Annotated in this window: 11 protein-coding genes; 1 reads left to right on the forward strand and 10 read right to left on the reverse strand. The window is 68.3% G+C overall.

The window, feature by feature from the left end; all coding sequences use genetic code 11:
- Nucleotides 1-50 precede the first annotated feature (50 nt).
- On the forward strand, nt 51-1718 hold the full coding sequence (locus LRS14_RS06450; protein WP_257799007.1) for a hypothetical protein: 1668 nt from the start codon (nt 51-53) through the stop codon (nt 1716-1718).
- 1 nt (nt 1719) lies between these two features.
- Here LRS14_RS06450 and phoR read toward each other — a convergent pair whose 3' ends face one another.
- The 10 genes from phoR to ftsH all read right to left on the reverse strand — a co-directional run bounded on the left by phoR (nt 1720) and on the right by ftsH (nt 12682).
- The gene (phoR, locus tag LRS14_RS06455; protein ID WP_257799008.1) at nt 1720-3075 is read right to left on the reverse strand and encodes a phosphate regulon sensor histidine kinase PhoR; all 1356 of its coding nucleotides are present in this window, start codon (nt 3073-3075) and stop codon (nt 1720-1722) included.
- 28 nt (nt 3076-3103) lie between these two features.
- Nucleotides 3104-3814, reverse strand: a complete 711-nt coding sequence (gene phoB / locus LRS14_RS06460) for a phosphate regulon transcriptional regulator PhoB (RefSeq protein ID WP_046115682.1) — start codon at nt 3812-3814, stop codon at nt 3104-3106.
- The gene (gene phoU, locus LRS14_RS06465) at nt 3811-4518 is read right to left on the reverse strand and encodes a phosphate signaling complex protein PhoU (RefSeq protein ID WP_046115683.1); all 708 of its coding nucleotides are present in this window, start codon (nt 4516-4518) and stop codon (nt 3811-3813) included. The genes phoB and phoU overlap by 4 nt, the downstream gene beginning before the upstream one ends.
- 13 nt (nt 4519-4531) lie before the next feature.
- The gene (gene pstB, locus LRS14_RS06470) at nt 4532-5317 is read right to left on the reverse strand and encodes a phosphate ABC transporter ATP-binding protein PstB (RefSeq protein WP_257799009.1); all 786 of its coding nucleotides are present in this window, start codon (nt 5315-5317) and stop codon (nt 4532-4534) included.
- A 15-nt stretch (nt 5318-5332) separates the two neighbouring features.
- Nucleotides 5333-6199, reverse strand: a complete 867-nt coding sequence (gene pstA, locus LRS14_RS06475) for a phosphate ABC transporter permease PstA (protein WP_046115685.1) — start codon at nt 6197-6199, stop codon at nt 5333-5335.
- Nucleotides 6196-7173 (reverse strand): phosphate ABC transporter permease PstC, encoded by a 978-nt coding sequence (pstC, locus tag LRS14_RS06480; protein WP_046115686.1) that lies wholly within the window; start codon nt 7171-7173, stop codon nt 6196-6198. Before pstC ends, pstA begins: the two co-directional genes overlap by 4 nt.
- A 149-nt stretch (nt 7174-7322) precedes the next feature.
- The gene (pstS, locus tag LRS14_RS06485; RefSeq protein ID WP_046115687.1) at nt 7323-8393 is read right to left on the reverse strand and encodes a phosphate ABC transporter substrate-binding protein PstS; all 1071 of its coding nucleotides are present in this window, start codon (nt 8391-8393) and stop codon (nt 7323-7325) included.
- A 100-nt stretch (nt 8394-8493) separates the two neighbouring features.
- Nucleotides 8494-9828: a phosphoglucosamine mutase gene (glmM, locus tag LRS14_RS06490; protein ID WP_046115688.1), complete on the reverse strand. Its 1335-nt coding sequence runs from the start codon at nt 9826-9828 to the stop codon at nt 8494-8496.
- 12 nt (nt 9829-9840) lie between these two features.
- Nucleotides 9841-10680, reverse strand: coding sequence for a dihydropteroate synthase (gene folP, locus LRS14_RS06495; RefSeq protein WP_257799010.1), 840 nt, complete (start codon nt 10678-10680; stop codon nt 9841-9843).
- Between the two features lie 97 nt (nt 10681-10777).
- Nucleotides 10778-12682: an ATP-dependent zinc metalloprotease FtsH gene (gene ftsH / locus LRS14_RS06500; RefSeq protein WP_046115690.1), complete on the reverse strand. Its 1905-nt coding sequence runs from the start codon at nt 12680-12682 to the stop codon at nt 10778-10780.
- Nucleotides 12683-12751 lie beyond the last annotated feature (69 nt).

The following is a 12751-nucleotide window of genomic DNA, read 5'->3' on the forward strand; positions in this document are numbered from 1 at the left end:
GCAGCCTTGGCTGCCCTTTTTCTTGCCCGCTCGAACCCGGCCTTGCCCGCATGAACATTCCGACCCCTGCCCTGGTGGCCCAGCGCGCGGCCCAACCGCTGCCGCGCTGGGCGCTGTGGCTGTTCTGCGCGGCCTACCTGCTGCCCGGCGTGGTGGGCCGCGACCCCTGGAAAAACGCCGACCTCACCGCCTTCGGCGTGATGGCGGCGATGGCCGAAGGACGCATCTCCTGGCTTTCACCCTCGCTGGGCGGGCTGCCGGTGGACACCGCGCTGCTGCCGCACTGGCTGGGGGCCGCGTTCATCTGGCTGCTCACACCCTGGATCGACGCGCCAATGGCGGCCCGCATTCCGTATGCGCTGCTGCTGGCCCTGACGCTGGCGCTGACCTGGTATGCCACCTTCCAGCTGGCGCGGACCGAAGCGGCACAGCCCGTGGCCTTTGCATTCGGTGGTGAAGCGACGCCGGTGGACTACGCCCGCGCGCTGGCCGACGGCGCCATCCTGGCGCTGATGGCCACGCTGGGCGCGCTGCAGCTGGGCCACGAGACCACGCCCGAGCTGGCACAGCTGGCCAGCGTGGCGCTGGCGGTGTGGGCCTTGGCGGCGGCCCCCTTCCGCGGGCTGCGGCCCCGGCTGGCCATCCTGGCGGCGCTGCCCCTGCTGGCGGCCTGCGGTGCACCCGCCATGGCGATGGCGCTGGGTGCCATCGCCACGTTGTTGTGCGCACGATCGGGCTTCGACGCCGTGCGCCGATTCATGCCTTGGGTGGCGGCCGCCACGCTGGCGGCGGCGCTGGTCGGGGCCACGGTGCACAGCTGGGCCTGGCGCATCGACGCCGATGTGCTGACGGGGCTGCCGCGCATCGGCCGGCTGCTGGTGTGGTTCCTGTGGCCGGCCTGGTTGCTGGCGCTGTGGACGGCCTGGCGCTGGCGGCGGCACCTGCAGCACCGCCATATCTCGGTGCCGCTGGCCGTGGCCGGCCTGGCCGTGGTGGCCAGCGTGGCGATGGGTGGCTCCGACCGGGCGCTGATGCTGGGTCTGCCCGGTTTCGCGGTGCTGGCGGCCTTTGCGCTGCCCACGCTCAAGCGGGGCACCAGCGCGGCCATCGACTGGTTCTCGGTGTTCTTCTTCAGCGCCTGCGCCATCGGCGCGTGGGTGGTGTACGCCGCCTTCCAGACAGGGGTGCCGGCCAAGACGGCCGCCAACGTGGCCAAGCTGGCACCGGGCTTCAGCGCACGCTTTTCCCTGGTGAGCCTGCTGTTCGCCATCGCCGGCACCGTGGCCTGGATCGGGCTGGTGCGCTGGCGCACCGGCCGCCACCAGCATGCGCTGTGGAAGAGCCTGGTGCTGCCGGCCGGCGGCGTGGCCCTGTGCTGGCTGCTGCTGATGACGCTGTGGCTGCCGTTGCTGGACTATGCCCGCAGCTACCGGCCGTGGACGGAACGCCTGGCGCGGCATGTGCCTGCAGGCGCTTGCGTGGTCACGCGCGGGCTGCCGCTGTCGGCCGTGGCTTCGCTGGAGTATTTCGGGCGCTGGCGCGTGGTGGCGCATTCGCGGGGCACGACCGAGCTGCGCAGCGAAGGCAGCTGCCAGGTGTTGCTGGTCAGCGAGATCCGCGGTCGGCCGCAGCCTGCACCTGCCGGCTGGCGCCTGGTGGCGCGCGAGAACCGCCCTACCGATCGTGACGAGGTGACGGCGATCTACCGCCGTCCCTGATTCAGAACTCGGAAGCGAAGCTGGCGCGCTGGTCGGCCGACTGGCGCACCCGTCGCACCCGCGGCGCCGGCAGCAGCAGGCGGAAGCAGGAGCCGCGACCCAGTTCGCTTTCCACCACCAGCTCGCCGCCGTGGCGCTGCACCACGTGCTTGACGATGGACAGGCCCAGGCCGGTGCCGCCGGTCTCGCGCGAGCGGCTGCCGTCCACCCGGTAGAAGCGCTCGGTCAGGCGCGGAATGTGTTCACGCGCGATGCCGATGCCGGTGTCGCGCACCTCCAGCTCGCCGCTCTGGTCGGGCCGCACGCGCCAGGCCAGCTCGATGCGGCCTTCCTCCGGCGTGTAGCGCACGGCATTGGTCACCAGGTTGGTGATGGCGCTGGCCAGCTCGCTCGGGTTGCCGGCCACCTCGTAGCCCGGCTCCACCTCGAAGCGGATCACGTGCCGGCCGGCCGACAGCGAGACGGCATCGGCGTGCAGGCGCTGCAGCAGCGTGTCCATCGCCGTCCAGCGATCGGGCGCGGGCCGGGGGCTGCCCTCCAACTGGGCCAGGGTGAGCAGGTCGCCCACCAGCGTCTGCATGCGCTCGGTCTGCTGGCGCATGAGCTGCAGCACCCGCTGCCGCTCGGCCTCGCTCAGCGGCAGGCTGGCCATCGATTCGACGAACCCCGACAACACCGTGAGTGGCGTGCGGATCTCATGCGACACGTTGGCGACGAAGTCGCGGCGCATGCCGTCGGCGCGTTCATGCTCGGTGATGTCCTGCGACAGCACCAGCTTGGCACCCTCACCATAAGGTCGCACCAACACCGACAAGGTGGCGCGCCCCAGCGGGCTGGCCAGCACGACCGGCTGCTCGAAGCGGCCGGCCTGCAAGTGGCTGACGAAGGCAGGCGACCGGATCAGGTTGGTGACCCGCTGGCGGCGGTCGCGCACCGGGTCCAGGCCGAAGTGGTCGGCCGCGACCGAATTGCACCAGTCGATCTGGTCGTTGGCATCCAGCATCAGCACGCCGTTGGGCGAGGCTTCGATGCCCGACAGGAACTGTTCGAGCCGGCCGCGTTCACGCTCCAGCTCGCGCTCGCGCAGGCGCAGCACCCGCTCGATGCGGTAGCCCATCTCGCCCCAGTAGCCACGCCCGCGCGGGGCCGGCGCTTCCTGCGAACCGCGCAGCCAACGCATCAGCCGCCGGCCCTTGAGCGAATCGACGGCCACCAGCACGGTGACGGCCAACCCCGCGCCGAGCGCCGGCCCGGTGTGCGGCAAGGGGCCGGTACCACCCAGCAGCCATTGTCCGAGGAGCGCCCCGGCCAGCGCCGCCAGCGCGGCGGCCAGCGTGCGCAGCAACCACCAGCTCATCGGCCGGCTCCGGTGCGCGGCCGGCGGCTCACGCGGAGACGCTGGCCTGCTGCGTCAGCCGGTAGCCGGCGCCGCGCACGGTCTCGATCATCGGCGAGCAGCCCACCGGGGCCAACGCCTCGCGCAGCCGCTTGACATGCACGTCCACCGTGCGTTCCTCGATGAAGACATGGTCGCCCCACACGCGGTCCAGCAGCTGGCCGCGGCTGTGCACACGCTCGGGATGCGTCATGAAGAAATGCAGCAGGCGGAACTCGGTGGGGCCGATCTTCACTTCGCGCGAGACGCCCTCCACCACCCGCGTGACCCGGTGCGTGGACGGATCCAGCACGAGGCCGCCCACCTCCACCGCCGCATCCAGCGCGTCGGGCGCCTTGCGGCGCAGCACCGCGCGGATGCGCGCCAGCAGTTCCTTGGTGGAGAACGGCTTGGTCAGGTAGTCGTCGGCGCCGGCATCCAGGCCGGAGATCATGTCCGACTCCTCCGAGCGGGCAGTCAGCATGATGACCGGCAGCCCCTTGGTGCGGGCATCGCCGCGCCAGCGCTTGGCCAGCGCCAGGCCCGACTGGCCGGGCAGCATCCAGTCCAGCAGCACCAGGTCGGGCAGCACGCCATTGACGGCCTGCTGCGCCTGCTCGGCGTCGGCGGCGATCACCACGTCATAGCCTGCATGCCGCAGGTTCAGGGAAATCAGCTCGGCGATCGCCGGCTCGTCCTCGACCACCAGTACCAGGCTCATCGCACTGCATCCTCGACGGCTTCAACGGAATGGTGACGGACGTCGGTGCCCTTCACCACGTAGATGATGGCTTCGGCCAGGTTCTTGGCATGGTCGCCCACGCGCTCGATGGCCTTGGCCACGAACACGAGGTCGATGCTCGACGAGATGGTGCGCGGGTCTTCCATCATGTAGGTGATGAGCTTGCGCAGCAGGCCGTCGAATTCCTGGTCGATCTGGTCGTCCTGCTTGAGCACCTCCAGCGCGCGGGCGGTGTCCAGGCGGGCAAAGGCGTCCAGGGCCTTGCGCAGCAGCGCAATGGCCAGGTCGGCTTCGAAGGCCAGGTCGGCCACCGGCACGCGCAGGCGGCTGGACACGCCGGTATTGACCAGGCGCTGCACCGTGCGGGCGATTCGCGCGGCCTCGTCGCCCACGCGCTCCAGGTTGGCGATGGTCTTGCTGACGGCGATCAGCAGCCGCAGGTCGCGGGCGGTGGGCTGGCGGCGGGCGATGATGCCGGACAGGTCGCTGTCGATCTCGACTTCCATCGAATTGACGCGCGTTTCCTGCTGCAGCACCTGGTTGGCCGTCTCGCTGCTGAAGTTGCTGAGCGCATAGATGGCCTGCGCCACCTGGGATTCCACCAGGCCGCCCATTTCCAGCACGCGGTTGGAGATGCCGCTCAGCTCGGCGTCGAACTGGGTAGAGAGATGCTTGTCCGGCATGGTGTGACTCCGTTCAGCCGAAACGGCCAGTGATGTAGTCCTCGGTGTCCTTCTTCTTGGGCTTCATGAACAGCTCAGAAGTGGGCCCGAATTCGATGAGGTCGCCCAGGTACATGTAGGCGGTGTAGTCGGAGCACCGGGCCGCCTGCTGCATGTTGTGGGTGACGATGGCAACGGTGTAGTCGCTTTTCAGCTCGTGGATCAGCTCCTCGATCTTGCCGGTGGAGATCGGGTCCAGCGCCGAGCAGGGCTCGTCCAGCAGCAGCACCTCGGGCTTGATGGCGATGCCGCGCGCGATGCACAGCCGCTGCTGCTGGCCGCCGGACAGGCCGGAGCCGCTCTGGTTGAGCTTGTCCTTCACCTCGTTCCACAACGCGGCCTTCTTCAGCGCCCATTCCACGCGCTCGTCCATCTCCACGCGCGGCAGGTCCTCGAACAGCCGCACGCCGAAGGCGATGTTGTCGTAGATCGACATCGGGAAGGGCGTGGGCTTCTGGAAGACCATGCCGATCTTGGCCCGCACCAGGCTCACGTCCAGCTTCGACTGCAGGATGTTCTCGCCGTCCAGCAGGATCTCGCCTTCGGCACGCTGCTCGGGGTACAGCTCGAACATGCGGTTGAACGTGCGCAGCAGGGTGCTCTTGCCGCAGCCCGACGGGCCGATGAAGGCGGTGACCTTCTTCTCCGGGATGTCCAGGTTGATGCGCTTGAGCGCGTGGAAACTGCCGTAGTAGAAGTTCAGGTCGCGGATCGACAGCTTGGCTTTCTCGGTGACCGGCAGGTCGACTTTGGTGTCCATGGATCGGGCCTCGGGTCAGTGTTTGTTGCGGAAGAGCACGCGCGCCAGGATGTTCAGCGCCAGCACGCCCAGCGTGATGAGGAACACGCCGGCCCAGGCCAGCTTCTGCCAGTTCTCATAGGGGCTCATCGCGAACTTGAAGATGGTCACCGGCAGGCTGGCCATCGGCTCGCGCATGTCGGCCGTCCAGAACTGGTTGGACAGCGCGGTGAACAGCAGCGGTGCGGTTTCTCCGGCGATGCGGGCGAGGGCCAGCAGCACGCCGGTGATCACGCCGGCCCGCGCGGCCTTCAGCGTGACGGCCGAAACCACCTTCCACTTCGGCGTGCCCAGGGCGTAGGCCGCCTCGCGCAGCGCGTTGGGGATCAGCATCAGCATGTTCTCGGTGGTGCGGATCACCACCGGGATGACGATCAGCGCCAGCGCCAGCACGCCCGCGAAGCCCGAGAAGCTCTTGATCTGGTCCACCACCGCGGCATAGATGAACAGGCCGATGACGATGGACGGCGCTGACAGCAGGATGTCGTTGATGAAGCGCGTCACATTGCCCAGCCAGCCCTTCTGGCCGTACTCGGCCAGGTAGATGCCGGCCATGATGCCGATGGGCGTGCCCAGCAGCGTGGCCAGCCCCACCATCATGGCGCTGCCGAAGATGGCATTGGCCAGGCCGCCGGTCTCGGCCTGCGGCGGCGGCGTCATCTCGGTGAACACCTGCAACCCGATGCCGCCGATGCCCAGGCGCACCGTCTCGAACAGGATCCACACCAGCCACACCAGGCCGAAGCCCATGGCTGCGAGGGACAGGGTGAGCGCGAGCGCATTGACGCGCTTGCGCTGGCGGTGCTTGGCCAGCTTGGAGCCGGTGATGCTCAGCGTGGTCATGTGCGGGTTCCTTCCGACTTCTTCAGGCGCGCCAGCAGCAGCTTGGACAGCGACAGCACGACGAAGGTGATGAAGAACAGCACCAGGCCCAGGTAGATCAGCGAAGCCTGGTGCAGGCCCTCGCCGGCCTCGGCGAATTCATTGGCCAGGGCGGAGGTGATGCTGTTGGCTGCGTCGAACAGCGACAGCGAGTTGAGCTGGTTGAAGTTGCCGATCACGAAGGTGACCGCCATCGTCTCGCCCAGCGCACGGCCCAGGCCCAGCATGATGCCGCCCACCACGCCGGTCTTGGTGTACGGCAGCACCACCTTGTAGACCACCTCCCAGGTGGTGGAACCCAGGCCGTAGGCCGATTCCTTGAGCATGGGCGGCGTCACCTCGAACACGTCGCGCATCACCGAGGCGATGAACGGGATGACCATGATGGCCAGGATGATGCCGGCCGACAGGATGCCGATGCCCACCGGCGGGCCGGACACCAGCGCGCCCAGGTACGGCACGTCGCCCACCCAGCGCTGCAGCGGCTGCTGCACCCAGGTGGACAGCAGCGGGCTGAAGACCAGCAGGCCCCACATGCCGTAGACGATGGACGGCACCGCGGCCAGCAGCTCGATGGCCACGCCCAGCGGGCGGCGCAGCCAGTTGGGCGACAGCTCGGTGAGGAAGAGCGCGATGCCGAAGCTGACCGGCACCGCGATCAGCAGCGCGATGAACGAGGTCATCAGCGTGCCGTAGATCATCACCAGGCCGCCGTACTTGTCCTGCACGGGGTCCCAGTCGGTGGACCACAGGAAGCCGAGGCCGAACTGCTTGATGGCCGGCGCCGCGCCGACGATCAGCGAGACGATGATGCCGACCAGCAGCAGCAGGGTGAAGATGGCGGCGCCATGCGCCAGGACGGAGAACACTCCGTCGGCCCAGGGCACCCGGCGGCGGCGCGCGGGGGGTCCACCACGGGAGCTGGAACGGGCCATGGGGCGGGCGTTGTCTGATGGGGTAGCGGGCAGTGTAGCGGCCACATTCCCTCCGTTTGAGCCGGCAGCCCGGCGGGGTTGTCAACGCAGCTCAGGGTGCAGACACGCGGCCTGCACCCTGGATCAACTGCTTGTGTGCTGCAGGCGGCTTACTTGAAGGCGACGGCATTGCCGCCGGCGTCCTTGATCTGCGAGGACCACTGGGCCCGCACCAGGTCCTTCACCGAGGCCGGCAGCGGCACATAGTCCAGCTCGTCGGCCATCTTGTCGCCGTTGGCATAGGCCCACTCGAAGAACTTCAGGGCGGCCGAGGCGCTGGCCGGCTTGTCCTGGTTCTTGTACATCAGGATGTACGTCGGGTTGGTGATGGGCCAGGTGGTCTTGCCGGGCTGCTCGGTGGTGATCTGGTAGAAGGTCTTGGTCCAGTCGGCGCCGGCGGCAGCCGCCTTGAACGTGTCGTCGCTCGGCGACACCCATTGGCCGTCCTTGTTGCGCAGCATCGTGAACGTCATCTTGTTCTGCTTGACGTACGCGTACTCCACGTAGCCGATGGAGTTGGGCAGGCGCTGCACGAAGGCGGCCACGCCCTCATTGCCCTTGCCACCCGCACCGGTCGGCCAGTTCACGGCGGTGCCCTCACCCACCTTGGACTTCCACTCCTCGTTCACCTTGCTGAGGTAGTTGGTGAAGATGAAGGTGGTGCCCGAGCCGTCGGCGCGGCGCACCACGCTGATGGCGGCGTCCGGCAGCGGCACGCCCGGGTTCAGCGCGGTGAGCGCGGCATCGTTCCAGCGGGTGATCTTGCCCAGGTAGATGTCGCCCAGCGCCTGGCCGGTCAGCTTGATCTGGCCCGGCTGGATGCCGGGGATGTTGACCACCGGAACGACGCCGCCGATCACGGTCGGAAACTGCACCAGGCCGTCCTTGGCCAGTTCCTCGTCCTTCAGGGGCATGTCGGTGGCACCGAAGTCCACCGTCTTCGACTTGATCTGCTTGATGCCGGCGCCCGAGCCCACCGACTGGTAGTTGATGCGTGCGCCGGTCGCCTTGTTGTAGGCATCGGCCCACTTGGCGTAGATGGGGGCCGGGAAGGTAGCGCCCGCGCCGGTGACGTCCTGCGCATGGGCGAGCTGGACCGAGAAGGCCAGCGCGGCAGCCGCGGCGGCGAAACCGAAGGGCTGGAGGCGGGCACCTGCGGTGCGTTGAGCTTGCGACGACATGGACTAACCTTTCTACAGTGATCTGACTGGAAGTCACTGTAGGCAGGCTGTGTGACAGTGACATGACATCCCGCGCCTGGCGGGGCCATGCCGCAGGCGTTTACACGGTCACGGCCGCGGCCGCCAGGCGCTCGGCCGCTGCACGGGCCAGCTGGCCGTCGCTGGCCTCCACCATCACACGCAGCACCGGTTCCGTGCCTGAGGCACGGATCAGCAGCCGGCCGCTGTCGCCCAGCTCACGCTGGGCTCGCTCCTGCTCGGCGGCCAGGTGGCGGTTCTGCCGCCAGTCCAGCCCGTCCGGCAGGCGCACGTTGATCAGCACCTGCGGGAACAGCTCGACACCGGACAGCAGGGCCGAGAGCGAGGTGTTGTTGCGCCGCACGGCCTGCAGCACCTGCAGCGCGCTGACGATGCCGTCGCCGGTGGTGTGCTTGTCCAGCGCCAGCAGGTGGCCGGAGCCCTCCCCGCCCAGCTGCCAGCCGCGCGCGCCCAGCTCTTCGAGCACGTAGCGGTCGCCCACCTTGGCGCGCACGAAGGGCAGGTTGCGTTTGCGGAAGGCCAGCTCCACGGCCATGTTGGTCATCAAGGTGCCCACCGCGCCGGCCACGGCCTGGCCCTGCGCGAGGCGGTCGGCCACCATCACGTACAGCAGTTCGTCGCCGTTGTAGAGGCGGCCCGCGGCGTCCACCAGCTGCAGTCGGTCGGCGTCGCCATCCAGCGCGATGCCGTAGTCGGCGCCCCGCTCCTGCACCGCCTTGACCAGCGCAGCAGGCGCGGTGGCGCCCACGCCGTCGTTGATGTTGGTGCCATTGGGCGCGCAGCCGATGGAGCTCACCTCGGCGCCCAGTTCGTGGAACACATCCGGCGCGACGTGGTAGGCCGCGCCGTGGGCGCCGTCCACCACGATCTTCAGGCCCTTGAGCGACAGCTCGCTGCCGAAGGTGCTCTTGCAGAACTCGATGTAGCGGCCACGGGCGTCGTCGATGCGGCGGGCCTTGCCCAGGCCGGTGGAATCGACCCATTGCGGCGCCTCTTCCAGGGCGGCTTCCACCGCCGCCTCCCAGTCGTCGTCCAGCTTTTCGCCGCGGGCGGAGAAGAACTTCACGCCGTTGTCATTGAACGGGTTGTGCGAGGCGCTGATCACCACGCCCAGGTCCAGCCGCAGCGCGCGCGTGAGGTAGGCGACGCCAGGCGTGGGCAGCGGGCCGGACAGCAGCACGTCCACGCCGGCGGACGCGAAGCCCGCCTCCAGCGCCGACTCGATCATGTAGCCGGAAATGCGCGTGTCCTTGCCGATGACCACCGTCGGGCGCTCGGCACTGCGCCGCAGCACGCGCCCCACCGCATGGCCCAGCCGCAGCATGAAGTCCGGCGTGATCGGCGCGCGGCCCACCGCACCGCGGATGCCGTCGGTGCCGAAGTAACGTCTTCCCATGGTGTTTTCTCCTCAGTCTTGTTGCGCCCAGCGCGGCAGGCCGATGGCCGCGAATACCTTCAGCGCATCCACCGTCTCGGCCACGTCGTGCACGCGCAGCACCCGCGCGCCCCGCTCCGTGGCGGCCAGGGCGGCGGCCACGCTGGGGATGAGCCGGTCGCCCACCGGCCGGCCGGTGACGGTGCCCAGTGTCGACTTGCGCGACAAGCCCACCAGCAGCGGATACCCCAAGGCCAGCAGCGCTTCCTGCTGACGGATCAGGCCGAGGTTGTGCGCCACCGTCTTGCCGAAGCCATAGCCCGGATCCAGCACGATGCGTTGCGCCGCCACGCCCTGCGCCCGCAGCGCGTCAGCGGCATCGCGCAGGAACTGCATCACCTCCGCCACCACGTCCTGATAGGCGGGCGCCAGCTGCATGGTTTCCGGCTCGCCCTGCATGTGCATCAGGCACACGCCACAGCCCGGGTGGGCCGCCACCACCTCCGCGGCACCGGGCACCCGCAGCGCCCGGACGTCGTTGATGATGTCCACGCCGAGTTGCAAGGCGGCCGCCATGACCTGCGGCTGGCTGGTGTCCACCGATACCGGCACGCCCAGCGTGACGGCATGGCGCAGCACCGGCAGCACGCGGGCCAACTCTTCATCCGGCGTAGGCCGGGGTGAGCCGGGCCGGGTGGACTCGCCGCCGATGTCCAGGATGTCGGCACCCTGCGCCACCAGCATGTCGCAGTGGGCGCAGGCCGCGGCGGCATCCCGCCCGCCGTCGGAGAAGGAATCGGGCGTCGCATTGACGATGCCCATCACCTGCGGCCGGCGCAGGTCGATCTCGAAACGGGTGGTCTGCCAGATCATCGGAAACAGTGAAGCGGAGCGGCCGAGGCGCCGCGAAACGAAAAAACGGGGCCGAAGCCCCGTTTGCGCGCCGTGCAGGCGCTGCCGGTCAGCACGCTCAGGCAGCGGCCGGGGCGCTTTCCGGATTGACCGGCGGCGTCGGACCACCCGGCTTGGACGAGGTGGGCGTCCAGTCCTTCGGCGGGCGCGGCGGCTTGCCGTTCATGATGTCGTCGATTTGCTCGGCGTCGATGGTTTCCCACTCGAGCAAAGCCTTGGCCATCGCATGCATCTTGTCCTGGTTGTCCTCGATCAGCTTGCGGGCGATGGTGTACTGCTCGTCGATGATGCGGCGGATCACCAGGTCCACCTTGCGCATCGTCTCTTCCGACATGCTGGTGGTCTTGGTGACCGAACGGCCGAGGAACACTTCGCCCTCGTTCTCCGCATACACCATCGGGCCCAGCTCGTCGGTCATGCCGTAGCGGGTGACCATGTCGCGGGCAATCGCGGTGGCCCGCTCGAAGTCGTTGCTGGCGCCAGTGGTCATCTGGTTCATGAACACCTCTTCCGCAATGCGGCCGCCAAACAGCACGCTGATGGTGGAGAGCATGCGCTCCTTGTCCATGCTGTAGCGGTCGCCCTCGGGCAGCTGCATCGTCACGCCGAGCGCACGGCCGCGCGGGATCACCGTCACCTTGTGCACCGGATCCGTCTTGGGCATCAGGCGGGCCACCAGGGCGTGGCCGGCCTCGTGGTAGGCGGTGTTGCGGCGCTCTTCCTCGGGCATGACCATGGACTTCCGCTCGGGGCCCATCATGATCTTGTCCTTGGCGCGCTCGAAGTCGACCATCTCCACCACGCGGCCACTGCGGCGCGCGGCGAAGAGAGCAGCCTCGTTCACCAGGTTGGCCAGGTCGGCGCCCGAAAAGCCCGGGGTGCCGCGCGCCAGGATGTCGGCCCGGATGTCCTGGCCGACCGGCACCTTGCGCATGTGCACGTTAAGGATCTGCTCGCGGCCGCGAACGTCCGGCAGCGTCACGTAGACCTGGCGGTCGAAGCGGCCTGGACGCAGCAGCGCGGGGTCGAGGATGTCGGGCCGGTTGGTGGCCGCCATCACGATCACGCCCAGGTTGGTCTCGAAGCCGTCCATCTCGACCAGCATCTGGTTCAGCGTCTGCTCGCGCTCGTCGTTGCCGCCGCCCAGGCCAGCACCACGATGGCGACCCACCGCGTCGATTTCATCGACGAAGATGATGCAGGGCGCGCTCTTCTTGGCCTGCTCGAACATGTCTCGCACGCGGGCCGCGCCGACACCGACGAACATTTCCACGAAGTCGGAGCCCGAGATGCTGAAGAACGGCACCTTGGCTTCACCCGCAATGGCCTTCGCCAGCAGCGTCTTGCCGGTACCCGGAGGGCCGACCAGCAGCACGCCGCGCGGGATGCGGCCGCCCAGCTTCTGGAACTTCTGGGGGTCCTTCAGGAAGTCGACCAGTTCCTTGACCTCTTCCTTGGCCTCGTCGCAGCCGGCGACGTCGGCGAAGGTGGTCGAGTTGTTGGCCTCGTCCAGCATGCGCGCCTTGGATTTGCCGAAGCTGAAGGCGCCGCCCTTGCCGCCGCCTTGCATCTGCCGCATGAAGTAGATCCACACGCCGATCAGCAGCAGCATCGGCCCCCAGCTGATCAGGATGCTCATCAGGATCGACGGCTCCTCGCGGGGCTTCACGTCGAACTTGACGTTGTTGTTGATCAGGTCGCCGACCAGGCCGCGGTCCAGGTACGTTGCGGTGGAGCGCAGGCGCTTGTCATCGTTCGTGATCGCCACGATCTCGGTACCGCCTGCAGCACCTTCCTGCAGCGTCACCGATTTGATGCGCTTGGCACGCACTTCCTCCAGGAAATCGGAGTAGCCGATCTGGTTGCCGGAAATCGCACCTCGGTCGAACTGCTTGAAGACGGTGAACAGCACCAGTGCAATCACCAGCCAGACCGCCACCTTGGAAAACCATTGATTGTTCACTGCGGCTCCTTCTGCCCGTGACTGTCACGACGCCCAAATGGCGCCTTGCACGCAACTGGGGATGATTCT

The sequence above is a fragment of the Aquincola sp. J276 genome (assembly GCF_024700035.1).
GTDB lineage: Bacteria > Pseudomonadota > Gammaproteobacteria > Burkholderiales > Burkholderiaceae_C > Aquincola > Aquincola tertiaricarbonis.